28 protein-coding genes are annotated in these 23,555 nt (G+C 51.1%); 25 read left to right on the top strand and 3 right to left on the bottom strand.

Features of this window, described 5'->3' with window-relative positions:
- Positions 1-301: 301 nt before the first annotated feature.
- From AC15IQ_RS08645 to aroH, 12 genes are all read left to right on the top strand, one after another.
- Complete coding sequence (locus tag AC15IQ_RS08645) at positions 302-1,018, top strand: pseudouridine synthase (RefSeq protein WP_483178556.1); 717 nt, start codon at positions 302-304, stop codon at positions 1,016-1,018.
- 43 nt (positions 1,019-1,061) lie between these two features.
- Entirely contained in the window at positions 1,062-1,973 is a 912-nt protein-coding gene (locus tag AC15IQ_RS08650; protein WP_483178557.1) for a nicotinate-nucleotide--dimethylbenzimidazole phosphoribosyltransferase, read from the top strand.
- Positions 1,974-1,991: 18 nt separating this feature from the next.
- A complete protein-coding gene (locus AC15IQ_RS08655) occupies positions 1,992-2,420 on the top strand; it encodes a hypothetical protein (protein WP_483178558.1) in 429 nt (142 codons plus the stop codon).
- Between the two features lie 17 nt (positions 2,421-2,437).
- Entirely contained in the window at positions 2,438-3,283 is an 846-nt protein-coding gene (locus AC15IQ_RS08660; RefSeq protein WP_483178559.1) for an HDOD domain-containing protein, read from the top strand.
- Positions 3,284-3,483: 200 nt separating this feature from the next.
- On the top strand, positions 3,484-4,128 hold the full coding sequence (locus AC15IQ_RS08665; RefSeq protein WP_483178560.1) for a hypothetical protein: 645 nt from the start codon (positions 3,484-3,486) through the stop codon (positions 4,126-4,128).
- Between the two features lie 24 nt (positions 4,129-4,152).
- The gene (locus AC15IQ_RS08670; RefSeq protein ID WP_483178561.1) at positions 4,153-4,368 is read left to right on the top strand and encodes a 4Fe-4S binding protein; all 216 of its coding nucleotides are present in this window, start codon (positions 4,153-4,155) and stop codon (positions 4,366-4,368) included.
- A 4-nt stretch (positions 4,369-4,372) separates the two neighbouring features.
- Positions 4,373-5,434, top strand: coding sequence for a 3-methyl-2-oxobutanoate dehydrogenase subunit VorB (gene vorB, locus AC15IQ_RS08675; protein ID WP_483178562.1), 1,062 nt, complete (start codon positions 4,373-4,375; stop codon positions 5,432-5,434).
- Positions 5,431-6,171 (top strand): thiamine pyrophosphate-dependent enzyme, encoded by a 741-nt coding sequence (locus AC15IQ_RS08680; protein ID WP_483178563.1) that lies wholly within the window; start codon positions 5,431-5,433, stop codon positions 6,169-6,171. Before vorB ends, AC15IQ_RS08680 begins: the two co-directional genes overlap by 4 nt.
- Positions 6,172-6,175: 4 nt before the next feature.
- Positions 6,176-6,730 (top strand): 2-oxoacid:acceptor oxidoreductase family protein, encoded by a 555-nt coding sequence (locus tag AC15IQ_RS08685; RefSeq protein ID WP_483178564.1) that lies wholly within the window; start codon positions 6,176-6,178, stop codon positions 6,728-6,730.
- 207 nt (positions 6,731-6,937) lie between these two features.
- Positions 6,938-7,423, top strand: a complete 486-nt coding sequence (locus AC15IQ_RS08690; RefSeq protein WP_483178565.1) for a hypothetical protein — start codon at positions 6,938-6,940, stop codon at positions 7,421-7,423.
- Positions 7,424-7,452: 29 nt separating this feature from the next.
- Complete coding sequence (locus tag AC15IQ_RS08695; protein WP_483178566.1) at positions 7,453-7,869, top strand: HutP family protein; 417 nt, start codon at positions 7,453-7,455, stop codon at positions 7,867-7,869.
- 17 nt (positions 7,870-7,886) lie between these two features.
- The gene (aroH, locus tag AC15IQ_RS08700) at positions 7,887-8,249 is read left to right on the top strand and encodes a chorismate mutase (RefSeq protein WP_483178567.1); all 363 of its coding nucleotides are present in this window, start codon (positions 7,887-7,889) and stop codon (positions 8,247-8,249) included.
- A gap of 1 nt (position 8,250) precedes the next feature.
- Here the strand turns inward: aroH and AC15IQ_RS08705 are convergent, their stop codons facing one another.
- Both AC15IQ_RS08705 and AC15IQ_RS08710 read right to left on the bottom strand, forming a co-directional pair.
- Positions 8,251-8,664 (bottom strand): secondary thiamine-phosphate synthase enzyme YjbQ, encoded by a 414-nt coding sequence (locus tag AC15IQ_RS08705; RefSeq protein WP_483178568.1) that lies wholly within the window; start codon positions 8,662-8,664, stop codon positions 8,251-8,253.
- Positions 8,648-9,514, bottom strand: a complete 867-nt coding sequence (locus AC15IQ_RS08710) for a carbon-nitrogen hydrolase family protein (protein ID WP_483178631.1) — start codon at positions 9,512-9,514, stop codon at positions 8,648-8,650. Before AC15IQ_RS08710 ends, AC15IQ_RS08705 begins: the two co-directional genes overlap by 17 nt.
- Before the next feature lie 178 nt (positions 9,515-9,692).
- Here AC15IQ_RS08710 and aroF (AC15IQ_RS08715) point away from each other — a divergent pair, with 178 nt between their 5' ends.
- The gene (gene aroF / locus AC15IQ_RS08715; RefSeq protein ID WP_483178569.1) at positions 9,693-10,541 is read left to right on the top strand and encodes a 3-deoxy-7-phosphoheptulonate synthase; all 849 of its coding nucleotides are present in this window, start codon (positions 9,693-9,695) and stop codon (positions 10,539-10,541) included.
- Between the two features lie 39 nt (positions 10,542-10,580).
- On the opposite strand, the gene AC15IQ_RS08720 is transcribed toward aroF (AC15IQ_RS08715), so the two are convergent.
- The gene (locus AC15IQ_RS08720; RefSeq protein WP_483178570.1) at positions 10,581-11,240 is read right to left on the bottom strand and encodes a CBS and ACT domain-containing protein; all 660 of its coding nucleotides are present in this window, start codon (positions 11,238-11,240) and stop codon (positions 10,581-10,583) included.
- 284 nt (positions 11,241-11,524) lie between these two features.
- On the opposite strand from AC15IQ_RS08720, the gene AC15IQ_RS08725 reads away from it, so the two are divergent.
- From AC15IQ_RS08725 to AC15IQ_RS08780, 12 genes are all read left to right on the top strand, one after another.
- The gene (locus AC15IQ_RS08725) at positions 11,525-12,709 is read left to right on the top strand and encodes an ABC transporter substrate-binding protein (RefSeq protein WP_483178571.1); all 1,185 of its coding nucleotides are present in this window, start codon (positions 11,525-11,527) and stop codon (positions 12,707-12,709) included.
- 159 nt (positions 12,710-12,868) lie between these two features.
- The gene (locus AC15IQ_RS08730) at positions 12,869-13,744 is read left to right on the top strand and encodes a branched-chain amino acid ABC transporter permease (RefSeq protein ID WP_483178572.1); all 876 of its coding nucleotides are present in this window, start codon (positions 12,869-12,871) and stop codon (positions 13,742-13,744) included.
- Positions 13,745-14,641, top strand: coding sequence for a branched-chain amino acid ABC transporter permease (locus AC15IQ_RS08735; RefSeq protein ID WP_483178573.1), 897 nt, complete (start codon positions 13,745-13,747; stop codon positions 14,639-14,641).
- The gene (locus tag AC15IQ_RS08740; RefSeq protein WP_483178574.1) at positions 14,629-15,393 is read left to right on the top strand and encodes an ABC transporter ATP-binding protein; all 765 of its coding nucleotides are present in this window, start codon (positions 14,629-14,631) and stop codon (positions 15,391-15,393) included. Before AC15IQ_RS08735 ends, AC15IQ_RS08740 begins: the two co-directional genes overlap by 13 nt.
- A complete protein-coding gene (locus AC15IQ_RS08745; RefSeq protein WP_483178575.1) occupies positions 15,390-16,253 on the top strand; it encodes a DMT family transporter in 864 nt (287 codons plus the stop codon). Before AC15IQ_RS08740 ends, AC15IQ_RS08745 begins: the two co-directional genes overlap by 4 nt.
- A gap of 212 nt (positions 16,254-16,465) precedes the next feature.
- On the top strand, positions 16,466-17,500 hold the full coding sequence (gene aroF / locus AC15IQ_RS08750) for a 3-deoxy-7-phosphoheptulonate synthase (RefSeq protein ID WP_483178576.1): 1,035 nt from the start codon (positions 16,466-16,468) through the stop codon (positions 17,498-17,500).
- Positions 17,493-18,572 carry a prephenate dehydrogenase/arogenate dehydrogenase family protein gene (locus AC15IQ_RS08755; RefSeq protein ID WP_483178577.1) on the top strand — a complete coding sequence of 360 codons (1,080 nt, stop codon included), beginning with the start codon at positions 17,493-17,495 and terminating at the stop codon, positions 18,570-18,572. The genes aroF (AC15IQ_RS08750) and AC15IQ_RS08755 overlap by 8 nt, the downstream gene beginning before the upstream one ends.
- 18 nt (positions 18,573-18,590) lie before the next feature.
- Positions 18,591-19,883, top strand: coding sequence for a 3-phosphoshikimate 1-carboxyvinyltransferase (aroA, locus tag AC15IQ_RS08760; RefSeq protein WP_483178632.1), 1,293 nt, complete (start codon positions 18,591-18,593; stop codon positions 19,881-19,883).
- Between the two features lie 75 nt (positions 19,884-19,958).
- Complete coding sequence (cmk, locus tag AC15IQ_RS08765; RefSeq protein ID WP_483178578.1) at positions 19,959-20,615, top strand: (d)CMP kinase; 657 nt, start codon at positions 19,959-19,961, stop codon at positions 20,613-20,615.
- Position 20,616: 1 nt separating this feature from the next.
- Positions 20,617-21,210: a lysophospholipid acyltransferase family protein gene (locus AC15IQ_RS08770; RefSeq protein ID WP_483178579.1), complete on the top strand. Its 594-nt coding sequence runs from the start codon at positions 20,617-20,619 to the stop codon at positions 21,208-21,210.
- 53 nt (positions 21,211-21,263) lie between these two features.
- Entirely contained in the window at positions 21,264-23,261 is a 1,998-nt protein-coding gene (locus AC15IQ_RS08775) for a bifunctional 4-hydroxy-3-methylbut-2-enyl diphosphate reductase/30S ribosomal protein S1 (protein ID WP_483178580.1), read from the top strand.
- 16 nt (positions 23,262-23,277) lie between these two features.
- A complete protein-coding gene (locus tag AC15IQ_RS08780) occupies positions 23,278-23,505 on the top strand; it encodes an FmdB family zinc ribbon protein (protein WP_483178581.1) in 228 nt (75 codons plus the stop codon).
- Positions 23,506-23,555 lie beyond the last annotated feature (50 nt).

Genomic DNA, 23,555 nt, shown 5'->3' on the forward strand with positions numbered 1-23,555 from the left:
TAGGTGCCCGGTAGTCTGAATGCCTGGGTAGGGAGAAATCTGTGCGTAGAAAGCGTATCGACGAAAGTGACTTTCTTTGCCCGTGGTTATTCCCGTGGCTGGGGAATACAAACACAATTTTATATTTACCATAGCCGGGTTATAATAATTAGCAGGCTGCTACGGTGATCATCGAATTTAGAATGCTTTGATACTCCAGAAAAAACGGCTTCTTAACCTCACCAGTCGACCTTGCCAAAGGAAATTTACAGGGACGTATGAAGCCGGTTTGGCTGTAGGCTTCAATCCAGGAGAAGTGACTATGAGACTGGCTAAATATATTGCGGACAGCGGTCTGGCCTCAAGGCGCCGAGCTGAACAGCTTATTGCGGACGGTGTCGTTGCGGTTAATGACGTCACCGTCTTAGAGGTTGGTTTTAATGTTGACCCACAACATGATCAGATCAGCGTGAACGGCAAAGCGATCAGACCTATGACTAAGGTTTATTTACTGCTCAACAAGCCCGGCGGCTATCTCAGCAGTGTGGGAGATCCGCATGGAAGGCCGACTGTAGTGGATCTGGTCAGGGATATCAAAGTGCGCCTCTACCCGGTAGGCAGACTTGACCTGGACACCGAGGGCTTGCTTATTATGAGCAATGACGGCGATTTTATGAACCTTATGATCCATCCCCGATATCACATACCCAAGACCTACCAGGCCTGGGTGAAGGGGCGTATAGGCAATAAAGAATTGAAGCTTCTCTGCCAGGGGATACAGCTTGAGGATGGCATCACCGCTCCGGCACAAGCGGAACTACTCCAAGTCCATCCTGATCGGGCATTGGTGGAAATTGTATTGTACGAAGGCCGCAAACGCCAAGTCAAACGGATGTTAAAAGCCATTGGCCATCCTGTTCTGGCTTTAAAGCGGACCGCATTCGGGTTCCTGACCCTGCACGGTGTGGCACCCGGAAAGTACCGTCACTTGTCGACCACAGAGATCGAGCGACTCATCTTTTTAGCCAGAGGTTCATAGTCAAGCACTTTGAGTCGGCACTAATCGAAAGAAGGCTCTGCAATTGTATGTATTGGAACCTGATAATGCCTGGGGCCGCCTCAACATCATCAGGGAGCGCATCTGCCGCTTGGGATCCTACCGCTATGGTGTAGTGCTTTTCGCGGCGGATCACGGCATCAGCACAGAAGCCATCAGCCACTATGCCCCCTTAAAGACTGGGGTCTTGGTAGAGCAGCATCTTCAGGGGAGATCTCCGGTGAGCCAGCTGTTGAAACGTCTGCAGCGCCCAGAGTTGGTTGTAGATGTGGGGGTATACGATGAAATCGAAGCCACTGCTGACCTGATCGAATGTAAGATAATCCCTGGCAGTCGGCATTTCATAGCTCAGGATGGGTTGAGCCGGGAGGAAGCGATCCGGGCTCTAAAATGTGGTGGTCAGATTTATCAGGAAAAGATTGGCGATAATTTTGATATAATTGGTGTTGGAGAGCTGGGTGTCGCCAATACTTTGTGTGCAGCGGCAATTGCCACAGCGGTTACGGGACTCAGTCCGGCGCAATTGGTGGGCCGTGGCTCAAGTAACCATAAAGTAATTGCCCAAAAAACCGAAATAATCAATAGGGCCTTTGAACACCGGTTCCCGGACCCCGCTGATGTAGTTGACATTTTGGCTCGATGCGGTGGGTTAGAGATTGCCGCATTATCTGGTTTCATGGTGCAGTGCGGCATCTATGGTAAGATGGTCATGCTGGATGGTTATGTGACCGCAGTGGCAGCCTTATTAGCCACCCTCATAGATCAGCGGGTGGCATCCTGCCTCATCGCTCCTAGCTTATCCGACCAAAGGGGCCATGAATTGATTCTTGATAGGCTCGGCCAAAAAGCTGCTCTAAACCTGGGAATCAATTATGGGGAAGGCCTGGCTGCTGCTCTGGGACTATTTCTGGGAGAAATCATGTTCCAAAAATATTGAATGACGGGGGGGCGGAAATTGATCCGCATGCGAGTTCGTTTCGACTATGTAGCCGAGGGAAAGACCAGTCGACGGTTGTTTGCCGCCAAGGGTGGCGATGAGCAGGCTGAGGAATTGAGACAGCAGAAAATCGCCATGATCAGGAATGTGCCCATTCAAGGGATCAACATAGAAGAAATCGATATGAGCAAAGAGATTTATTCCATTTTTGACGAATACACCAACCGCCTCTCTATCTGCGCGCCAGTGACTATAACCTTTTCAGTGGATACTCTAGAAGATGCGGTCAAGTTTATTATGAAAGATGAGTTCCGCACCATAGAGGTTTTAGAACCGGCGCAGATCAGCATGAGCGGTATAGAAATGGAAAGGCTCTTCGCCAAAATGAATGAGAGCCTGCAGGCCTACCGTTCCATTCTGGAGAAGAAGATGGACAACTGGAAATAACCCATGGAGGGTGAATGATGGCCCAATTCAGCATAGAAGATATTATTGCCGCAGTAAATGACTTGCCCGCTCTGCCTCAGGTGGTCTTGAAAATAATGGATTTGACCCAAGACCCTCGGGCAACTGCTCAGGATATCGGCAATGTTATCAGCCACGACCAGGCCTTGACCGCCCGGGTTTTGCGCATGGCCAACAGCGCCTATTATGGCTATCCCCGCAAGGTGGCTACTGCTGCCGAAGCTACTGTCTTGCTGGGGTTTTCTACTATTCGCAGCGTGGTTCTGGCTGCTTCCATAAATGATATACTCAATCGTGAGCTTTCCGGTTATGCCCTGGGTGTGGGCGAGATGTGGAAACACTCTTTCGGTACGGCTATGGCCTCACGCCACATAGCCAAGCGGTGCAGATTCAAGGCGATTGAGGTGGCTTATACAGCAGGCCTTTTGCATGACATCGGTAAGGTTATTTTAAACAATTTCATGAAGCAAACTTATCATGAGGTGGTGGCAGTGGCCACCACTGAGCAGATATCTTTTCTGGAGGCGGAGAATCGTGTGCTAGGGTTTAACCATGCGGTCATCGGCTCTCGAGTTGCGCGTAAATGGCAGCTGCCGGCAGAAATAGTAGAGGCTATTGCTTTTCATCACAATCCCGCAGGAGCGGAAAAGAATCCACTGCTGACCGCATGTGTACACGTATCTGAGGCCCTCTGCACATCTATGGGACTGGGGGGAGGCCTTGATGGTATGCTTTACCCCATTTCTAAAAATGCTATTGAACTATTGGGGCTGGGAGGACAGGATATCGAGGATATTGCTTACGAACTCTCCGATGTCATGATCGAACTTGCGCAAGGAAGCTGAATTGTGCCCAATAGGTGCCGGCATATTGTCTCTTATTGACAACAATGCCAAATAATATATTTATTAGCAGGCGGCAGGCTTTAAGTCCGGCCGCTTAACCATTTCTTAACACAAAAATACATTGTTTTATGAACCAAGTCTCTATTATAATTTACACTATATAATTTGATAGAAGGGTAAGGTACGGGGGTATTATTACTGTGTTTGCAGGTGCGTTTGGCAGCGGCAAGAGTGAGATAGCCGTCAACTATGCCATTGAGTGTGCCCAGCAAAATCGCGCTGCAGTTCTGGCCGACCTGGATCTGGCCAACCCATATTTTGTGTCCCGTGATACCGCGAAGGTTCTTGAACAGAACCATGTCAAGCTGTTGGCCCCAGACAATGCCATGGCCTATGGGGATGTACCGAATCTGCCTCCTGGTATTATTGGTATCCTGAGACAGAATTTCAATACTGTAGTAGATCTTGCCGGAGATAAAGCCGGGTCCCTAGTCTTGGGCTATCTGGCCAGATTCATAGACCCTCAGCAATTCCGCATCTACCTGGTCATAAATCCATACCGCCCCTTTTCCTGGGATATAGAGGAAATAAGAGATCTTAAAACCATGCTGGAGAGTTATGCTCGTCACCTCATTTCTGGAATTATCAGCAATCCCCATCTGGTGGAGGCTACTGATTTTGAGGTGATTGAACAGGGGCATCTTCGGGTTGAGTATATTGCTGCTCAACTCGGCGTTCCCGTTACCCAACTCACTGTTACAGATGGATTTCATGAACAGGCCCGGCTTCGATTTGGGGAAATGGTGAAGAAAATAGATCTTTATCTGCGGCCGTCATGGATGTAGGGTTATATAAGGGAGGAATGCAGTTTGGCAAGGGGCATAGTCACTTTTAGCAGTGATCGCTGTAAAGCTTGTGGGTTATGCATACTGTTCTGCCCCAAGCAGATAATGGGATTTGATAAGACAAGTATCAATATTCTGGGTTACCATCCGGTTGGTTTGATTAAACCAGAGGATTGTAACGGATGCGGGATATGTGCCATGATGTGCCCTGATTTGGTTATTGAGGTGGGGAGGGAATAAGCCGATGCAACGGGTGTTAATGAAAGGAAATGAAGCCATTGCCGAAGGGGCTATCAGAGCGGGTTGCAGAGGCTTTTTCGGGTATCCTATAACCCCTTCCAGCGAAATAGCCGAATACATGGCCAGGAAAATGCCCACTATCGGTGGAGTATTCGTACAGGCCGAAAGTGAATTGGCAGCCATCAATATGGTTTATGGAGGGGCCGCTACAGGCGCCCGGGTGATGACGGCTTCATCCGGTCCGGGAATAAGCCTTAAGCAAGAGGGCATCTCTTTTCTGGCGGAAGGGGAACTGCCCTGCTTGATCGTGGACATCTGCCGGGGCGGACCCGGACTGGGAGGCATACAGCCTTCCCAGGCTGATTACTTCCAGGCCACTCGCGGCGGCGGCCATGGTGATTATTATATTATCGTTTTAGCTCCCTCCAGCGCACAAGAGATGATGGATTTGACTATGTTGGGCTTTGAGCTGGCCGATAAGCACCGCACCCCAGTTATGTTGATGGCCGAGGGCACTCTGGGCAACCTGATCGAACCGGTGCTGGTACGTGATGAAGTGACAGAATTTGTAGATAAGCCTTGGGCAATTACCGGTTGCCTTGGCCGCCAACCGAATATTGTGAACACCTTGCACATGCCAGTGGAACAGCTTCAGACCCGAAATCAACATCTTACCGAGAAATACCAGGCCATACGATCTCAGGAGATCAGAAGTGAAGAATTCTTGACCGAGGATGCTGACCTCATCCTGGTGGCCTATGGCATTATGGCCCGGATAGCTAAAAAAGCAGTAATGAATGCCCGCAGCCTCGGAATAAAAACCGGTTTGATCAGACCGATTACGTTATGGCCTTATCCTTATGGAGTAGTCAATAAGATAGCTCAGACCTGTAAAGCTATGGTATCAATAGAGATCAGCACCACTGGCCAAATGATCGAAGACATCAAGCTTGCCACCGCGGGGAAGGTCCCAATTCATTACATCGGGGAAATTGCCAGAACTCCCAACCCCGAGGAGATTACCCAGCAGCTGCTGGTAATTGCCGCAAAGGAGGGCTTGATATGAAGATGATAGCTAAGAAACCCGAGAGTTTGACCGGGGCCAAATACCACTACTGTCCGGGTTGCAGCCATGGCATTATTCATCGCCTGGTGGCGGAAGCAATGGACGAACTGAATATCCGTGAACAGACCATTGGCATCTGCCCGGTAGGCTGTTCCGTACTGGCCTATGATTATTTTAATTGCGATATGCTGGAAGCGGCTCACGGCAGGGCTCCAGCCATTGCCACGGCAATTAAACGCCTCCTGCCGGATCGCTATCTGTTCACCTATCAGGGAGATGGCGACCTGGCTTCCATCGGCATGGGGGAAATCGTGCACGCCTCGCTGCGGGGTGAAAAGATCACCACCATATTTGTCAATAACACACTATACGGCATGACCGGGGGGCAGATGGCCCCAACCACCCTCTTGGGACAGGTGACCACCACCTCGCCGTATGGCCGCAAGGTAGAGTGGGAGGGATACCCTGCCAAAATGTGCGAATTATTGTCATGCAATGAGGGTGCGGCTTATATCTGCCGCACTGCGGTCAATAGTCCAGCCAATATAATCAAGACCAAGAAAGCTATTAAAAAGGCCTTCCAGATCCAGGGCCAAGGCCTGGGTTTCACATTGGTGGAGGTCCTGTCAACCTGTCCCACCAACTGGGGTTTAAGCCCGGCTGATTCGTTAAAATGGATGGAAGAGCATATGATACCATATTACCCACTGGGGGAATTCAAGGTGAAGGGAGAATAGCTCGATGTCAAAAGAACAACAGGTTTTATTTGCAGGCTTTGGAGGGCAGGGAGTCATATCCATGGGGCAGTTTTTGACCCATCTGGCTATGCACACCGGCAAGGAAGTCTCCTGTGCACTGTCCTATGGGGCAGAGATGCGGGGCGGCACCGCCAACTGCCTGGTCACCATAAGCGATGAGGAGATCAGTTCTCCCCTTACCGAGAATCCTATGACGGCCATAATAATGAATCGTCCCTCTCTAGACCGTTTTGAGGATAAGATCAAACCGAACGGCACCTTGGTCCTTAATTCATCCATGGTGGACCGGCTTCCCCAGCGGGATGATGTAGAGGTTTTACAGATGCCGGTCAACCTTCTGGCAGACCAACTAGGCACTTCCCGGGTAGCTAATATGGTGCTATTAGGGGCTTTTGTGGAAAAACAGGGCTTGATGAATATTGACCAGGCCCTGGAATACCTGGATGTGGTTTTTAAAGGCAAGCAAGAGGCCATAATCGCCAAAAACAAAGAAGCCTTTCTGGTGGGTGTGGATTATGCCCGCAAGGAATGGAAGTAAGAGCTATTTTCATTTCTGGCCGATGCAGTAATCGAACCGGACATAAGGGGATAGACCGTAATCATACAGATTACGAGCCTGTCCCTTTGCTTTATGCCCGCAGGTTTATGTAGATTCACCCCGGCTCTTCCGGGCACGGTCGAGACCATGGATAAATGGCGCGGGGGGGGCATAAGATAGAGAAAAGCAATCCGGGGAGATGAAATCGTGCGCGAGTTTTTTGAAAAAGTGGAACAGATATTGATGCGGGTGGTAGTCATTGCCCTGGTGGCGGTGGTGGTTGTGCAGGGCGTAATGACCAACGACCAGGCGCGCCTTTATCTGAGTTGGTCGGAACGGATGGAGGGGCAGGCCCTCAATATGGAGCAGGAAGGCGAAACTCCTGCCGCCAGCACCGTCACGGAAGCGGTAGCTGCGCCATCGGCCTTGTTGGTTCTGGGTGTCAAAGACTTCAACTCGCTGCCCAAGGCCAGGGTCCTGGTAAACGGGCAAGAATACAGCGTTTTCAATAGCGCCAAAGTCGAGCTGAAGGTCAATCCGCAGGATGTGATAGAAATCGATTCGACCGCTTACAACTTTCCGGTAGAATATCAGGTGATAAACCGCTCCCCCAATCTGGCCTATCCGCGTCAAGGGCAGGTATACACCGCCAATCAGTCTATGGTCATGGTGGGGAAAATTATAGTAAAATAGAGATATATTCTTAATAGGGTGTGATGTTAATGGAGATCGGCAGTAAGGAAGTTGCCAGTGCTGCCATTAGAATGGCGTTATCGTCTTCCCGCCAGGAAGAGAGCCAGTTAAAGAAAGATCTTTTGGAGAAGGCTCATATAAAAGCGGTGGCAGTTGATTATGGCGGTGAATTTGTTACTTCGGTGGGGAAGATCGTTGAAAGGGCTGTAGTTGCCGCGAAAAGGGAAGCAGTGATCAAGGACCTGCATGCTGATGAAGGTGCGGTGGCAGGTGCCACCCGTGAAGCCATAGCTCAGATCATGCCCAAGGCTTTAGGACTGAATGTGGGCGGCAAGATCGGCATAGCTCGCTTTGGCGACCATATCAGCGTAGCCTTGTTTTTTGGCATCGGCCTTTTGCATCTGGATGAAGTCGGTATCGGTCTAGGACACCGGGCGGTTTCATAGCTGAGGGGGAAGACTAAGTGCCGTTGAGAGGCATTCGCGGGGCGACGACCGTGCCTGAGGACAACAGAAACCTGGTTCTGGCTGCTACACAAGAACTTCTGACAGCCATGCAGTCTGCCAATAACTTTGTGACTGAGGATATCGCCAGTATACTATTTACAGCCACACCCGACCTGTGTTCGGCGTTTCCTGCCCAGGCCGCGCGTTTGCTGGGCTGGGATCAGGTCCCTCTGCTCAGTTTTCAGGAAATCGGAGTGCCCGAAGCCCTGCCCCTTTGTATCAGGGTCTTGATACATCTCAATACCGAACTACCCCAGAATAAAATGAAGCACATCTATTTGGGGCAGGCTAGGAGTCTGCGTCCGGACCTGTCAGACTAAGCTATTCTCCCATAACCTTGATTATCACCCGCTTGTCCCTTTGACCATCGAACTCAGCATAGAATACCTCTTGCCAGGGCCCCAGATCCAGGCGGCCACCGGTGACCGGCACGATTATCTGATGATGAACCAGTATGCTTTTAAGATGAGCATCGCCGTTGTCTTCCCCGGTGCGATGGTGTCGGTAATCAGGACCATAGGGGGCCAGTTCCTCCACCATTTCAGCTATGTCGGCCAGTATGCCCGGTTCATTGTCGTTGACAAATACCCCGGCGGTGATATGCATAGCACTCACCAGTATCATGCCCTCCTGTATACCGCTCTTGCGGCAGGCTGCTTTGATCTGGTCGGTGATGCGAACATATTCATGCTTGTGGGGAGTGTTAAACCACAAATATTCAGTATGAACCTTCACGGTCAGTTCTCCTTTCGATTATCAGCCCAGGCTTCCGAGCTATGGTATCATACAGATCGCTGCGGCGCTGGGCCAGTACCGGGATTTCAGCACGCACCCGAGCCACCTCCCCGGGCTTTAAATCACCCATAATGATCTCTTCCCCCTGGTCAGCCTGAGCTATAATTCTGCCCCAGGGGTCAACCAGCATGGAATGGCCCCAGGCCTGATAAGATGCCGATTCATCCCGAGCTGGCGAGCAGGCTATGACATAAGCCTGACTGTCCATAGCCCGGCTGCGCATTAAGAGTTCCCAATGCAAGGGCCCGGTAGTAAGATTGAAAGCTGCCGGGACGATGAGCAAATCAGCCCCGGCCAGGGTTGCCAAGCGCAACATTTCGGGAAAGCGGATGTCATAGCAGATCAAGACCGCAGCCTTCCAGCCATTAACTTCAAACAAGGTAATATTATTACCCGCGGATAGGGTTTGCGATTCTTGGAAGCGAAGCTTGCCGGGAATGTTGATATCAAATAGGTGTACCTTACGATGTTGGGCGAGCAGAACCCCGTTTGCCCCAAACACCAGGCAGGTATTGAATAATCTGCCCTCGCGGTCCCGCTCGATGATAGACCCCCCCACAAGCACAGCCTGGTACTCGCGGGCCATATCTTGCAGGGCTTCACTGCTGGGGCCGGGTATTGCCTCGGCGTATTGCTCAAACCGAGCAGCCTCATAGGGGGCATTAAATATTTCCGGCAGGATGATCATCTGGGCTTGCTGTTCCGCGGCCTGCCTCACCATATTCCGGGCAGTATGTAGATTTCTTCCTTTGTCTGTCCCCACTCTCATCTGGCACAAAGCCACCCGCATCGGTTTCAACGCATAACCCCCCTTGCAGTATATTAGCAGTCATTACAACATAAAATATCATACTTTTTCTTCATAGTCGCCGAAGATGCCCGCAAAGAAAAGCCAGCCCGTTGGAAGAAAACCATTCGTTTAATATGGGGCGTTTTGATATACTAATTCGTATGGAGGCTATGTCAAGATGAAACCATTTCAACTTGCATCGCGGGATCACTGCGCCACTGACACTATCATCACCATTGTCACCCCATCCCGAAAGGTACTCATCGGTGAGGGATATTGCACTGTGATCGCTGGTCCCTGTGCGGTGGAGAATAAACATGATTATCTGTACCTGGCCCACCATCTCAAGGACCTGGGTGCTGACATTCTGCGTGGAGGATTGTTTAAGCCTCGTACTTCACCTTATTCCTTTCAGGGGTTGGGGCGCAGCGGGGTCGACATTCTAGCCCAGGCCCGGCTGGAAACAGGTTTGCCGGTGATTACTGAAATCATGGATGTCAGGGACCTAGATACCCTGTACCCCCATATCGACATCCTGCAGGTAGGCAGCCGCAATATGCAGAATTATTCGCTTCTTGAAGAGCTAGGCCGACTGGACAAGCCGGTCATGCTAAAGCGTGGTTTATCGGCGACCATAGAGGAATGGTTGCTGGCCGCTGAATATGTCCTCAAAGGCGGCAACAAGCAGATCATCCTCTGTGAGCGGGGCATACGCACCTTTGAAGCCTACACTCGCAATACCGTGGATATCGGAGCGGTGCCTCTGATTAAACAGCTTTCACACCTGCCTATTATTGTCGATCCCAGCCATGCCACCGGCAAGTGGAAAATGGTGGCTCCCATTGCCAGGGCTGCTGTGGCTGCCGGCGCGGATGGAGTAATGGTAGAGGTGCATCAGGATCCAGACCGAGCCTTATCAGACGGTAAACAGTCCTTGACCCCGGAAAATTTTGCCAGGATGGCAACACAGCTGGTAAGGCACGCCCAAATAAACCTTAAACAGGCGGCTTCCCAAGCCTTGCTGTAATACCACCACCTCAAGTAAAAAAGCCCGGCTGCAGTATATCTAGTCTCCTCCCTCGGCGACCAGCACCGACTCGATCTCATAACCTTTTGAGCGCAAAGCCTCGACCACTTGCTCATAATCCAATTCCTCGATGCGCAGGATGACTTTGTATTTGCTCAGTGCGTCATCGAAATAAACCACCGTGTTGATGATATTGATTCCCTTTGAGGCCATCAGACCGGTTATCTCAGCCAGACTGCCGGGGCCTTCGGGGATCAGCGTATCTATCCGCGTATGCGGGCGCTTTACCCCCAGAATGTCGATCAGGGCGCGGAACAGATCGGTTTCGGTTATAATACCGACCAGTTTATCGCCTTCCATTACCGGGAGACCACTGATCTGGTGCTGCAGCATCAGCTTGGCCGCGGTTTCAATATAGTTCTGGGGGGTTACCGTGATCACCTCCTGATGAGGCGGGAAAACGTCTCTTACCCTGGTTCTGGCCAAAAGATAATTCAGTTCATGAATGCTCAGACTGGTAGCGGCTGAGGGAGAAGCCTGGTTTAGATCCCCCAGGGTAATTATGCCCACCAGGCGTCCCTGGTCCATAACCGGCAGGCGGCGGATATTTTTCTCCTTCATGATACGGAATGCCTCATTTACATTGGCATCAATGCTGATGGTAAATACCTCTGTAGACATGCGATCAGATACCTTCACATCTGCACCTCCCTGGATTTATTATTCCTTTATTTGCGGTTTTTCACTCTTTGCCCAGCGTCTGTAAATGGAGCGCAAGCTAGACCAAATTGTAATATAATGCTAGAATTATTCGCAACTGAACTGCAATTTCCCTGCTTGGCCGGAAACCTCACCGGTGCCAGGTTGCTTTCAATTAGCAGGAATTCTGCAGAATTGTGGGGAATATTCTATTCTGTTGAATTGATTGGGAAGGGGGAGAAGGTTAGAATCGTTGTCATTCTATTTACAGGGAGGTATTGGAATTGAAAAGAAAAACCGCTAGAAACTGGGCCCTGGTGTTGTGCCTGATCATGCTGGTGGCTCTGGTACCAGGATGCAACGATACCAAGGCGCCAGCCCCGGCTGCTGAAACCATTAAACTTGGATTTCTGGGTGCCAAGACCGTCAACAACGCCAACTATGGTATACCTGGAGAAAAGGGCATGAAGATGGCCATTGAGGAGGTCAATGCCAAGGGCGGAGTGTTGGGCAAGAAGTTGGAAGGCATATATGAGGACAATAAGGGCGATTCCCGTGAAATAGCCAACATTGCCACTAAATATGCCACGGTTGACAAAGTCTCGGCTATGATCGGTGACCCGGCCACCGGCCTGACCAAAATAGCCGCTGACATCGCTCAGAAGAACCAGGTGGTTATATTTTCCGCAGGTGCTACCGGTACCGGTGTAGTTGAGATCGGGGACTTTGTTTTCCGCAATACTCTATTGGACAAGTTCGCTGCTCCCTCAGTGGTGGATTGGATGATCAACACCAAGGGATGGAAGAATATCGCCATAATTACCTCAATGAACAATGGTTACAGCACTGCTCTCACCCCGGTGTTCAAAACCGCTATTGAGGAGAAGGGCGGCAAAATAGTATTGGAAGAGTCGATCAATGACAAAGAGACTGATTTCACCGCCCAGGTGACCAAGCTGAAACAAGCTAACCCGCAGGTCTTGGTGTTTACCGGTTACTACACTGAAGCAGCTCTGATTATGCTGGAAGCTCAGAAACAGGGTTTGGATATTGTCATGGTCGGTGGTGACGGGCTGTATGGTGAAGACCTGAAGAAATTGGGCGGCACTGCGGTGGAAGAAAAAGTCATATTTTATGCCGGCTTCTCGGCAGACCAGCCCAGCCCTGAAACAGACGCCTTCATCAAAGCTTATCGGGCTAAATACAATGAAGACCCTGATATGTTTTCAGCCCAGTACTATGATGCGGTGATGATAATTGCCAAGGCCATGGAAGCGGCCAATAGCAGCGACCCCAAGGTCTTCAAGACTGAATTGGCTAAACTTAAGGATTATCCGGGCGTTTCCGGTAATACCACCTTCCTCCCGGATCGTGAACCGCTCAAGAGCCCGGTTTTCTTGTTAACCGTGAAAGGTGACAAATTCCCGGCCTTGCTGGAAAAGGTACCCACTAGCGCACCCCAACAGTAGAACATGATATCTGGCGGCCCGCTTACACCGGGCTGCCAGCTCTGTTCGCCATTCGTCTTAGCTCATATATGAACCTGGTGGCAGAAATTGCTTATAGAGCCCTGCCAGTGTGTTGATGTATGGTCTAATAGGGACAAGTATCAGTAAAGGAAGAAGCATATGTTATGGCAGCAGTTGCTTAATGGTCTTACCCTGGGCAGTACCTATGCATTGATCGCCCTGGGATATACCATGGTATATGGCATTGTACAATTGATCAATTTCGCCCACGGGGAGATTTACATGGTAGGAGCCTTCGTAGGCCTGTTCCTGGTCATAACCTGGGATGTCAACCTGGGAATTGCTATGGTGGGAGCTATGGCGGTATGTATGGTTCTGGGGGTCTTGGTGGAGAGAATCGCTTATCGGCCTCTACGGGGCAAATCGTCGCGCCTGTCACCCTTGATCAGTGCCTTGGGGGCCTCAATATTCCTATCCACCCTGATGGCCTTGATTGCCGGGGTGAACACCAGGCGTTATCCGGCCGTGGTTGATCTGAGTTCATATTCACTAGGGCCGATACAGGTTTCTTCCATGCAAGTGGTCATATTACTGGTTTCCGCTGGTTTAATGATCGGACTGCAATTTTTGGTGCGCAGAACCCGTATCGGCAAGGCCATGCGGGCCTGCTCACAGGATCTCGATGCAGCTGCTCTGATGGGAATAAACGTTAACCGGGTCATATCATACACTTTCGCCATCGGGTCGGCCTTAGCCGCTGCCGGGGGTGTGATGGTAGGTGTTTATTACAATGCGGTGTGGCCGTATATGGGAACTATGGCCGGACTTAAGGCCTTTGCAGCTGCGGTCTTGGGCGGCATCGGCTCGATTCCCGGTGCTATGCTGGGAGGCCTCACCCTGGGTATCATGGAAATTATGGGAGTAGCTTACATTTCTTCTTCATTTAAAGATGCGATTGCTTTTGGCATCTTGATCCTGGTCTTAATACTGCGTCCGCAGGGCATCTTGGGAGAGAAAAAAAACAAAAAGGTTTAGGTGAGACAATTGGAACAATGGATCACGGGAATCATCGATCCTTATTATCTTCGCATCATAATCCTTTTAGGCATAAATATTATCATGGCCATGGGGCTCAATATAACCACCGGGGTGACCGGGCAGTTGTCCATGGGCCATGCCGGATTTATGAGTCTGGGGGCTTACACCTCGGCCATAGTGACCTTGAAGTTGGGAGCACCTTTTTGGGCAGCATTACTGGCTGGAGCAGCCGTGGCGGCCTTCTTTGGATTCATTATCGGCCTGCCTGCGTTGCGCCTGGAGGGGGATTACCTGGCTATTGTAACTATCGGTTTTGCCGAGATCGTACGGGTGTTTTTCCTGAACTTTGAACCAGGCGGCAAAGCGGTGGGCTTGTCGGGTATTCCGCAGCAGACCTCTTTTACTCTGGTGATGATCACCACCATTGTAGTTATATTCTTTACCCAGCGATTATTATCTTCGCGAATAGGCAAAGCCATGTATGCCATCAGGGAAAATGAGATCGCGGCTGAGGCTTGCGGAATCAACACCACCCATTTGAAGGTTCTGTCTTTTGTATTAGGGGCTTTCCTGGGAGGATTGGGAGGTGCCCTGTATGCCCATTATATGTATTATATCAGCCCTCAGGATTTCGACTTCATGCGCTCCATAGAGATACTCAATATGGTGGTCTTAGGTGGTCTGGGAAGCATACCCGGAGCTATCCTGGGTGCAACCATTCTTACGATCCTGCCGGAGATGCTGCGTGTGGTAGCCGAATACCGCATGCTGTTTTATGGCGCCCTTTTGGTCATCTTGATGATATTCCGGCCTAATGGTCTTTTAGGAAACATTCGCCTCTACGATTTGCTAAAACCTAAGCGGGAGAGAGAGGTGAAACCATGCCAGTCTTAGAACTTCAGGGGGTGAGTCAGGAGTTCGGGGGCCTTCGGGCTTTGGACAGCATCGACCTGCAGGTGGAGCAGAACTCCATCTTCGGCATCATCGGTCCGAATGGTGCCGGGAAAACTACTCTATTCAATGTTATCACCGGAATATATCCCCCTACCGAAGGCAGACTGATCTTTCAAGACCAACCTATAGCAGCCCTGTCTTCACACAAGGTGGCCAGGCTCGGAATAGGAAGAACTTTTCAGAACATTCGTCTTTTCAACCGCCTGTCAGTAATTGATAATGTCAAAGTTGCAGCGAATTGGAACCGCTCTGCAGGTCTCTTGGCCAGCCTTCTGGGTCTGCCTTCCTACTCCCGCGAGCAGAGTCAATCCCAGGAAAAAGCGGAAGCTCTTATCGATATGATGGGCCTCTATGCAAAACGCATGGAATATGCACAGAGCCTTTCTTACGGAGAACAGCGGCGCCTGGAAATCGCGCGCGCCCTGGCTGCAGTTCCTTCCCTGCTGCTCCTTGATGAACCGGCGGCGGGAATGAACAGTTCTGAGAAGCTCGAACTCATGGACCTGATCTGGAAAATTCGCGATGATATGCAGCTCACCATTCTATTGGTGGAGCATGACATGCATCTGGTGATGAACATCTGTGAACAGATCGCAGTTCTGGACTACGGGCGCAAGATCGCAGAAGGCGATCCGGATGCGATCAAACGCGACCCCCGGGTGATACAATCCTATTTAGGGGTCGAACGATGAATCCGGCTGCGGTCTATCTGGCCATTTTCTTCGGAGTCCTCTGCATGTCCACCTCGTCTATCATGATACGCTGGTGTTCTGCCCCGGCCTTGATCATAGCCTTGTACCGTTTGGCTACCACCACCGCTTTGGCTGCGGCCTTGAAAGGCCGCAATCTTTCTGGCATAGGCCAACTCAGTCGGCATGACATGGCTCTGATGGCCTTATCGGGCTTATTCCTGGCCCTGCATCTGGCATTTTGGATCAGTTCGCTAGCCTACACCAGCATCTCCAGCTCAGTCTTATTTACCAATTTACAGGTCATCTTTGTTTTGGCTTTCTCAGCCTTTATTCTCCAGGAGCGATTGAACCGTTGGGCTATCGTCGGGGTGTTGGCAGCCTTGACTGGTTCAGGCCTGATTGTTGGCGGTGACCTGGGCCACGGAAAACTGTTAGGCGATATGCTGGCACTGGCCAGCGGCTTTTTTGTAGCCGTATATCTATTGATAGGTCGGCAGGTCCGCGCCCGGGTAGAAATCCTGGATTATACTCTGGTGGTCTCTGGGATAGCTGCCCTGGTCATCCTCCTGTGCTCCACCATAATGAAGCTTCCCCTCAGCGGCTATCCGGCTGGGGACTGGTTGCTTTTCGTACTGATGGGCCTGGGCCCCGGTCTGGGTGGACATGCGGTATTGAACTGGGCTTTGAAATTTGTTAAAGCGCCGCTGGTCGCGGTTTCCATCCTGGGAGAATCGGTTTTGGCCAGTATACTGGGGTGGTTCATTTTCAATGAAGCCTTGCTCTGGTATCAACTGACCGGTGGCGGTTTGATTCTGGCCGGAATCTACCTGGCTGCAGCCAATGAACGGGTGGCAGCCTGATTGCGGTAACAACCGCTGGTTCAATTTAGACTTGCTATACAGCAGACTATAAGTTATCCTGGGTAGGTAGGTAGGTAGGTAGGTAGGTACTCAAGTCCGATAAAACAGCAGTACGGCAGGATGGTGGGAATAACGACAATGGATCGACCATTGGCGATATGCCAATGGTTTTAAGTTTTCCACTCCTCCTCACTGTGCAAGGAGGTTTTTTTATGATTATCGTGATGGAAAAAAACGTAGATCCAGAACTGATTGAACTGGTGCAATCCAAACTGCGTGAGTGCCATTTTCAAGTGCACCTTTCCCAGGGGGTGGAGCGCACTATCATCGGTGCGGTAGGCAACCGTACTCAGGAAGACCTGGACCTGTTTGAGACCATAGCCGGGGTGGAACGGGTGGTCCCGATCGTGCAGCCTTTTAAACTAGCATCAAAGGAATTTAAGGAAAAGACCGTTATCGAGGTCAAAGGGCGCAAACTGGGTGGAGGAACACTCACTGTTATTGCCGGTCCTTGTGCAGTGGAGGGGATGGAAAAATATCTGCAGGTGGCCAAGCTGGTAAAGGCTGCAGGTGCGACCATGCTGCGCGGAGGGGCATTTAAGCCCCGCACTTCCCCATATTCCTTCCAGGGCATGGAAGTGGAAGGCTTAAAGATCCTGGCTGAGGCCAGCCAGCACACCGGACTGCCGGTTGTTACCGAGGTTATGGATCCACGCCACCTGGAAATGGTAGCTGAGTATGCCGATATCCTGCAGGTGGGAGCACGTAACATGCAGAACTACTTTCTGCTCCGTGAGCTGGGCAAGATCGGCAAACCGGTAATGCTCAAGCGCGGTCCGGCAGCTACCATCGAGGAATGGATCATGGCCGCGGAATATATCATTTCCAGCGGCAATCCGCAGGTGATCATGTGTGAGCGCGGCATTCGCAGCTTTGAATCCTATACCCGCAACACCCTGGACCTGAGTGCAGTACCCATAATAAAACATCTGACCCACCTGCCGGTGATAGTAGATCCCAGCCATGGCACGGGTAAATGGCGTTTAGTGGAACCTATGGCCCTGGCTGCGGTTGGCGCGGGGTGTGACGGCCTGATGATCGAAGTGCATCAGAATCCCACCGAAGCTTGGTCAGATGGTCCGCAGTCCTTAACCCCAGAAAAATTCCAGGCCTTGATGAACAGGTTGGACCAGATGTCGGCAGCCCTGGGTATAAAACTGGAAGGTGGCGAAAAGGCTGATGGCTGAAGAAGTTCTCATCATAGGTCTCGGTTTGATAGGAGGATCACTTGGCCTGGCCTTGCAGGGAGCGCCTCTGGTAAAAGGGATAACCGGCCTGGATAAAAGTGCAGAGGCCGTGGAGCAGGCTATAAAGATGGGTGCCATTGACGCCAGCCCAGCTCTTCATGAAGCGGTCGCTGGTGCTGATGTGATATTCCTATGTTCCCCTATGTCCGCTTATCCACAGATATTGCGGGATATACTTCCCTTTGTGCGGCCAGGCACGGTGATAACCGATGTAGGCAGTACCAAGACCAAAGTGGCGGCTTTATTTGAGGGTCTGCCCGGTGAGATTTGCGGCATCGGCGGACACCCTATGGCAGGTTCGGAAACAGCCGGTATTCAGGGGGCAGATCGCTACCTGTTTGAAAACGCTCTCTATATATTGACCCCGGCAGAACACGCCTCCCGGACTGCGGTTGAAAGATTGAGCCGTTTAATCGAGCTCACCGGAGCCAAGGTGCATGTGATTGATGCTGCCCTGCATGACTTGATCACCGCTCAGGTCAGTCATGTCCCCCACCTGGCTGCGGCGGCGCTGGTAAATGTCACCCGAGGAGAGCGCCGGGCCATGATGATGGCTGCGGGAGGATTCCGGGACACCACTCGGGTGGCTTCAGGCAGCCCCACGCTGTGGCAGGACATCATTTTTAGCAATGCGCATTATATTAGTTCGGAACTGGAAAAACTGATTAATGAACTGGAGCGTATGCGCCAGGCGATAAGGGCTAGCAACCGGGAAGAAGTTTTGGCCTGGCTGGAGCAGGCTCGCACCATCAGGGCGCAAATACCTGCCTGGCAGCGGGGCCTGGTGGGCAGTTGCAGTGATATAATCTGTATAGTCCCCGATGAACCTGGAGTAATAGGAAAGTTGGGGAATATCCTGGGATCATGCCAGGTTAACATAGTTGATCTGGAGATTCTGAGGATTAGAGAAGGTGACGGTGGCACCATACGTATAAGTGTCCCTGATGACGAAGCGGCCGGGCGGGCGGTACAAGCCCTGGGTGAAGAACATATCAAGGCCTGGATCAAATAGGAGGTAACTATAGTGGAAATGAAGCTCAGCCCATGCCATTCCCTTAAAGGGGATTTGGAGGTCAGCGCGGACAAGTCGATATCGCATCGCGCCCTTATCTTTTCAGCCCTGGCACAAGGTGAGGGCAGTGTGCATAATTGCCTCGAAGCCCAGGATACCAGATCTACCTGCAATTGCTTGCGCCAATTAGGGGTGGATATCAAGGCGGAGCAAGGACGCTTGGTGGTGCGGGGCAATGGTTGGCAAGGTTTGCAGGAGCCGGAAAAGGTATTGGACTGTGGCAATTCGGGCACCACTATGCGTCTGCTGACCGGGCTTCTGGCTGGAAGACCATTCTTATCGATATTAAGTGGAGATGACTCCCTGCGCCGACGGCCTATGAGAAGGATCATCGAACCTCTGGAACGGATGGGGGCCAAGATCTCCGCGCGGCACAACGGCCTGGCCCCTTTAGCAGTAAATGGGGCACCGCTGAGAGGGATCCAATATCAACTTCCGGTTAGCAGCGCGCAGCTTAAGACCGCGCTCCTACTAGCCGGCTTGCAGGCTCAAGGCCCCACTCTTTTACTAGAGCCGGAACCTTCCCGGGATCACAGCGAGCGCATGCTTGCAGTCATGGGAGCTGATCTGCAGGCAGAATCCGGGAAAATAACTCTTAAACCAGGCCGCACTTTGCAGCCACAAGAATTTAAGGTGCCGGGAGATATAAGCTCAGCGGCCTTTTTCATCGTGGCCGCAAGCATAGTGCCGGGCTCAGAACTGCTTATCCGTAATGTGGGCGTCAACCCGACCCGATGCGGGGTTATCGAGGTCCTGAAATCCATGGGAGCTGATATTACTCTGGAGAATCGCCGGGTAATAGGAGGGGAGCCAGTGGCGGACCTGTTGGTGAGAAGCGCGCCTTTGCAGGCTGCGGTGGTCGAGGGAGCATTAGTGCCACGGCTGGTCGATGAGATCCCGGTGTTGGCCGTGGCCATGGCTGTAGCCGAGGGAGAATCAAGGGTGGAGGGGGCTGCCGAGCTAAGGGTCAAGGAGTCGGACCGACTGGCAGTTATCTGCAGTGAACTCAACAAGATGGGGGCTTGCATTGAAGAGATGCCACAAGGCTTGATCATCAAGGGCAGGCCTGGGGGACTGAAAGGGAACCGGGTCGCAAGCTATGGAGATCACCGTATTGCGATGAGCCTGGCTATAGCTGCTCTAGTGGCTAAAGGGGATACCTCTATCAGCCAGGCTGAGGCGGTTGACATCTCTTTCCCGCAGTTTTGGACGCTTTTAAGTAATCTGACCGATGGCTGCGAAAGAGCCTAAAAACTTTTTTGGCAAGCTGTTGCAGCGGTTGTAGGTATGCTAAAATAGATACGAGCATATGTGGGTGGTAAACGAATGAAGATTGCGATTGATGGTCCGGCAGGTGCTGGGAAAAGCACCGTGGCGCGTAGATTAGCCAATGAATTGAACTTTACCTATGTTGATACCGGTGCGATGTATCGAGCCCTCACTCTTAAAGCCCTGCAACAAGGTATTGACCTCAACGACTCCAACCTTTTGGAACAGCTGGCAATTACCACAAATATGCATTTCCAAACCCAATTCGAAGGGCAGTTAATTTTCAGTGACGGACAAGATGTTACCAGCCAAATTCGCTCGCCCCAGGTCAGTGCGGCGGTGTCGTTAGTATCCGCTCATTCCGGGGTGAGAAAGGTCATGGTCAAGCAGCAGCAAGCCCTGGCTTGCTCTGATTCGGTAGTTATGGACGGCCGGGATATAGGTGAATTTGTGTTGCCCGATGCTGATTTTAAATTCTATTTGACCGCCAGCCTAGAAGCGCGCACCCGGCGCCGGGTCAGGGAAATGCAAACCCGAGGTTATACTGCTGACATCGATACGGTTCGGGAAGAAATCGTCAAAAGGGATCAGATCGACTCCCAACGGCCCGTCGGCGCATTGAGAGTTTTGCCGGATCATATCATTGTGGATACCAGCGACTTGAGTGAAGATAAAGTGTTGGCTGTCATCCTGGAGAAGATTCGAGGGGCTTGACATGTTTTATGTTGTTATCCGGGGCTTTTTTAGATTATTTTTACTTATACTTGGTTTGAAAATAGAGGGATTACATAACCTACCCCAAAAAGGCCCGGTTATTATAGCCGCTAATCATGTCAGCAATTGGGATCCTATACTGGTAGGAGTGGCCTTACCGAGGCCGATACATTTTATGGCCAAAGCGGAATTGTTCCATAATTGGCTTTTAGGTTCAATCTGCCGGGGATTGAATGCCTTCCCGGTGCAGAGAGGGACAGCGGACCGCAATGCCATCAGGCAAGCCCTGCAGATGCTTAAAGAAGGCGAAATGTTGGGGATTTTCCCTGAAGGAGCGCGGCGCAAGGTAGTTGCTGAAACCAGCATTCAACCCGGGGTGGCTATGCTGGCTTTGAAAAGTGGAGCGGAGGTGGTGCCGGTTGCCATCAGCGGTACAGAAGGATGGTTCCCCTGTGGGTGGCGTCGCCCTTTGCGGGTGCGCATAGGACCTCCCCTTGACATGGCGGAATACCGCCAGGAAAAGTATAGTTCTGCCTTGCTGGGAACAATAAGTGAGAATATTATGGCGCAAATTAGTATACTTTTGCGTAATTAAAGAAGGATTTATCCAAGATCTTTAGAATTTATTATATTTGTGGGGTAAAACAGGTGCACACCCAATTAGCAAGCCATGCCGGTTTTTGTGCGGGGGTCAAACGGGCCGTCAAACTCGCCCAAGAGGCCTCTTCTGCGGAGGGATGCTACACTCTGGGACCCTTGGTTCACAATCAGGCTGTGGTTGAAAATCTGTCCCAACAGGGCATCATACCAGTAGACAGCTTTGAGCAGCTAAAGCCCGGGCAGACCATTGTGATTCGTTCACACGGGTCTTCGCCAGATATCATCAGTCAGGCTGAAAGGCAGGGATTGGTGGTCAAAGATGCCACTTGTCCGCGAGTGTCCAGGATACAGCAATTGACTGCCGAAATGGATAAACAGGGTTATAGTGTGGTAATATTTGGGGATGAAAAACACCCCGAGGTTCAGGGCATACTGGGTTGGTGCAAGAGTGCACAGGTGGTCAAAGACGGCCATGAGGCCGAAAAGCTGCCTCATGTGAATAAGGTCGCGGTAGTAAGCCAGACCACCAAAGAGGCCAGGGATTACTATCAGATGGTTCAGAGTCTCCTTACCCGGGCTAACGAAGTAAGAGTATTCAACACTATTTGCTCGGCAACTGCCAAGCGCATTAAAGCAGCTCGGGAACTGAGCGGGCGAGTCGATCTGATGCTGGTGATCGGAGATCCTCACAGCTCTAATACTGCCACTCTTGTTCAAGAGTGTTTAAATACCGGGGTCAATACTTACAGGATCGAGGATGCCTCAGAATTGAAGCCAGAGTGGTTCAGTAAATCTAAGGCAGTCGGTATTACTGCAGGTGCTTCTACTCCGGACTGGATTATTAAGGAGGTAATGAGTAGGATGACAGGTTACGAAGAAGAAAAGGATGTTCAGATTCAAGCCGGAGAGAAGCCGGGCAACGAGGAATCCTTTGCCAAACTTGAGGCTGAAATGGCAGGTCTAGCAACTCCCAGTCGGGGAGAAGTGATAAAGGGCACGGTCGTTCAAGTGTTGGATGATGAAGTCATGGTGGATGTCGGCGGTAAATCTGAAGGCGTGATTCCGCTCCGCGAGATGTCTTTGAAGGATGTCGGCTCGGCTCGTGAGCTGGTTCAGGTTGGGGACGAAATCGAAGTCCTGGTGTTAAAATGGGATGACGACGGCACCATCTTGCTCTCCAAGAAGAAGGTCGATTTCAAAAAAACCCTGGATGAGTTAGAAGTGGCCTTTAATGAAAAACGCCCCGTGGAGGGCACGGTAGTGGAGAGTGTAAAAGGCGGACTTCTGGCTGATGTCGGAGTGGTAGGCTTTCTGCCTGCATCCCATGTGGATGATGGCTATGTAAAGAACCTGGATGACTATATTGGACAGACCATGTTGTTCAATATCATTGAGTTCAATCGCAACAAACGCCGCGGCTCACAAGTGGTCTTATCTCGCCGGGAATTGGTGCTGGAAGAAAAGAATCGCCAGAAGGCTGAATTCTGGCAGAGTATCGCTGAAGGACAAACCCGTTCAGGCAAAGTTAAGCGCATCGTAGATTATGGTGCATTTATTGATTTGGGCGGTTATGAAGGACTCTTGCATGTTTCCGAACTAGACCACCGCCGGGTAGAGCACCCCGCTGACATCCTCAGTGAAGGCGATGAGATCGAAGTATATATCCTCGGCCTGGATAGGGAAAAAGAGCGAGTATCATTAAGCCGCAAAAAGCTCTTGAAGAGCCCGTGGGAATTGGCTCTGGAAAAATATCACCAAAATGATATAGTCGAAGGCACGGTGGTCAGAATAGCTCCTTTCGGCGCTTTTGTAGAATTGGATCCGGGCGTGGATGGCCTGGTTCATATTTCTCAGTTGGCCGACTACCGGGTGGAAAAACCGGAGGATGTAGTCAAGGCAGGAGACCAGGTAATGGTCAAGATCATCAGCATCGACCCTAACGAAAAACGCATTGGATTGTCTGTTAAGGAAGCCAGGAATGCTGCCGACCAGGCTGATGTGGAACAATACCTGGAATCACAATCTGCAGACCAAGACAATGAATAGGACCGGTGGGTAGCCTATGCCGATATATGAGTATAAATGCCGAAACTGTGAAAAGGAGTTCGAGATCCTGACCAGTTTCAAACAGCGTGACAAGGTCAAATGCCCCCAGTGCCAGTCTGCGGATGTGACCACCCGGTTAACGACCTTCAGTACTAAAACTGCTGCTGACAAAACCGGGCCGCCACCTATGCCAGGACCTTGTCAGGGATGCTGTAATCAGCAATGTAGCAATTTTCCCCGATAGAACCAGGGCTGCTTAGGCAGCCCTTTCTATTACTATCACAAAGGAGCCTG

The organism is Syntrophomonas sp. DTU019 (assembly GCA_913757435.1).
In the GTDB taxonomy this organism is placed as follows: domain Bacteria; phylum Bacillota; class Syntrophomonadia; order Syntrophomonadales; family Syntrophomonadaceae; genus DTU019.

What these genes read in the sequence shown, in the direction of transcription:
- AC15IQ_RS08645 (WP_483178556.1), top strand. Translation starts at nt 302, where the DNA reads ATGAGACTGGCTAAATATATTGCGGACAGCGGTCTGGCCTCAAGGCGC.
- AC15IQ_RS08660 (WP_483178559.1), top strand. Translation starts at nt 2,438, where the DNA reads ATGGCCCAATTCAGCATAGAAGATATTATTGCCGCAGTAAATGACTTG.
- vorB (WP_483178562.1), top strand. Translation starts at nt 4,373, where the DNA reads ATGCAACGGGTGTTAATGAAAGGAAATGAAGCCATTGCCGAAGGGGCT.
- AC15IQ_RS08680 (WP_483178563.1), top strand. Translation starts at nt 5,431, where the DNA reads ATGAAGATGATAGCTAAGAAACCCGAGAGTTTGACCGGGGCCAAATAC.
- AC15IQ_RS08685 (WP_483178564.1), top strand. Translation starts at nt 6,176, where the DNA reads ATGTCAAAAGAACAACAGGTTTTATTTGCAGGCTTTGGAGGGCAGGGA.
- AC15IQ_RS08695 (WP_483178566.1), top strand. Translation starts at nt 7,453, where the DNA reads ATGGAGATCGGCAGTAAGGAAGTTGCCAGTGCTGCCATTAGAATGGCG.
- AC15IQ_RS08710 (WP_483178631.1), bottom strand. Translation starts at nt 9,514, where the DNA reads ATGCGGGTGGCTTTGTGCCAGATGAGAGTGGGGACAGACAAAGGAAGA.
- aroF (WP_483178569.1), top strand. Translation starts at nt 9,693, where the DNA reads ATGAAACCATTTCAACTTGCATCGCGGGATCACTGCGCCACTGACACT.
- AC15IQ_RS08730 (WP_483178572.1), top strand. Translation starts at nt 12,869, where the DNA reads ATGTTATGGCAGCAGTTGCTTAATGGTCTTACCCTGGGCAGTACCTAT.
- AC15IQ_RS08740 (WP_483178574.1), top strand. Translation starts at nt 14,629, where the DNA reads ATGCCAGTCTTAGAACTTCAGGGGGTGAGTCAGGAGTTCGGGGGCCTT.
- AC15IQ_RS08745 (WP_483178575.1), top strand. Translation starts at nt 15,390, where the DNA reads ATGAATCCGGCTGCGGTCTATCTGGCCATTTTCTTCGGAGTCCTCTGC.
- aroF (WP_483178576.1), top strand. Translation starts at nt 16,466, where the DNA reads ATGATTATCGTGATGGAAAAAAACGTAGATCCAGAACTGATTGAACTG.
- AC15IQ_RS08755 (WP_483178577.1), top strand. Translation starts at nt 17,493, where the DNA reads ATGGCTGAAGAAGTTCTCATCATAGGTCTCGGTTTGATAGGAGGATCA.
- aroA (WP_483178632.1), top strand. Translation starts at nt 18,591, where the DNA reads ATGAAGCTCAGCCCATGCCATTCCCTTAAAGGGGATTTGGAGGTCAGC.
- cmk (WP_483178578.1), top strand. Translation starts at nt 19,959, where the DNA reads ATGAAGATTGCGATTGATGGTCCGGCAGGTGCTGGGAAAAGCACCGTG.
- AC15IQ_RS08770 (WP_483178579.1), top strand. Translation starts at nt 20,617, where the DNA reads ATGTTTTATGTTGTTATCCGGGGCTTTTTTAGATTATTTTTACTTATA.
- AC15IQ_RS08780 (WP_483178581.1), top strand. Translation starts at nt 23,278, where the DNA reads ATGCCGATATATGAGTATAAATGCCGAAACTGTGAAAAGGAGTTCGAG.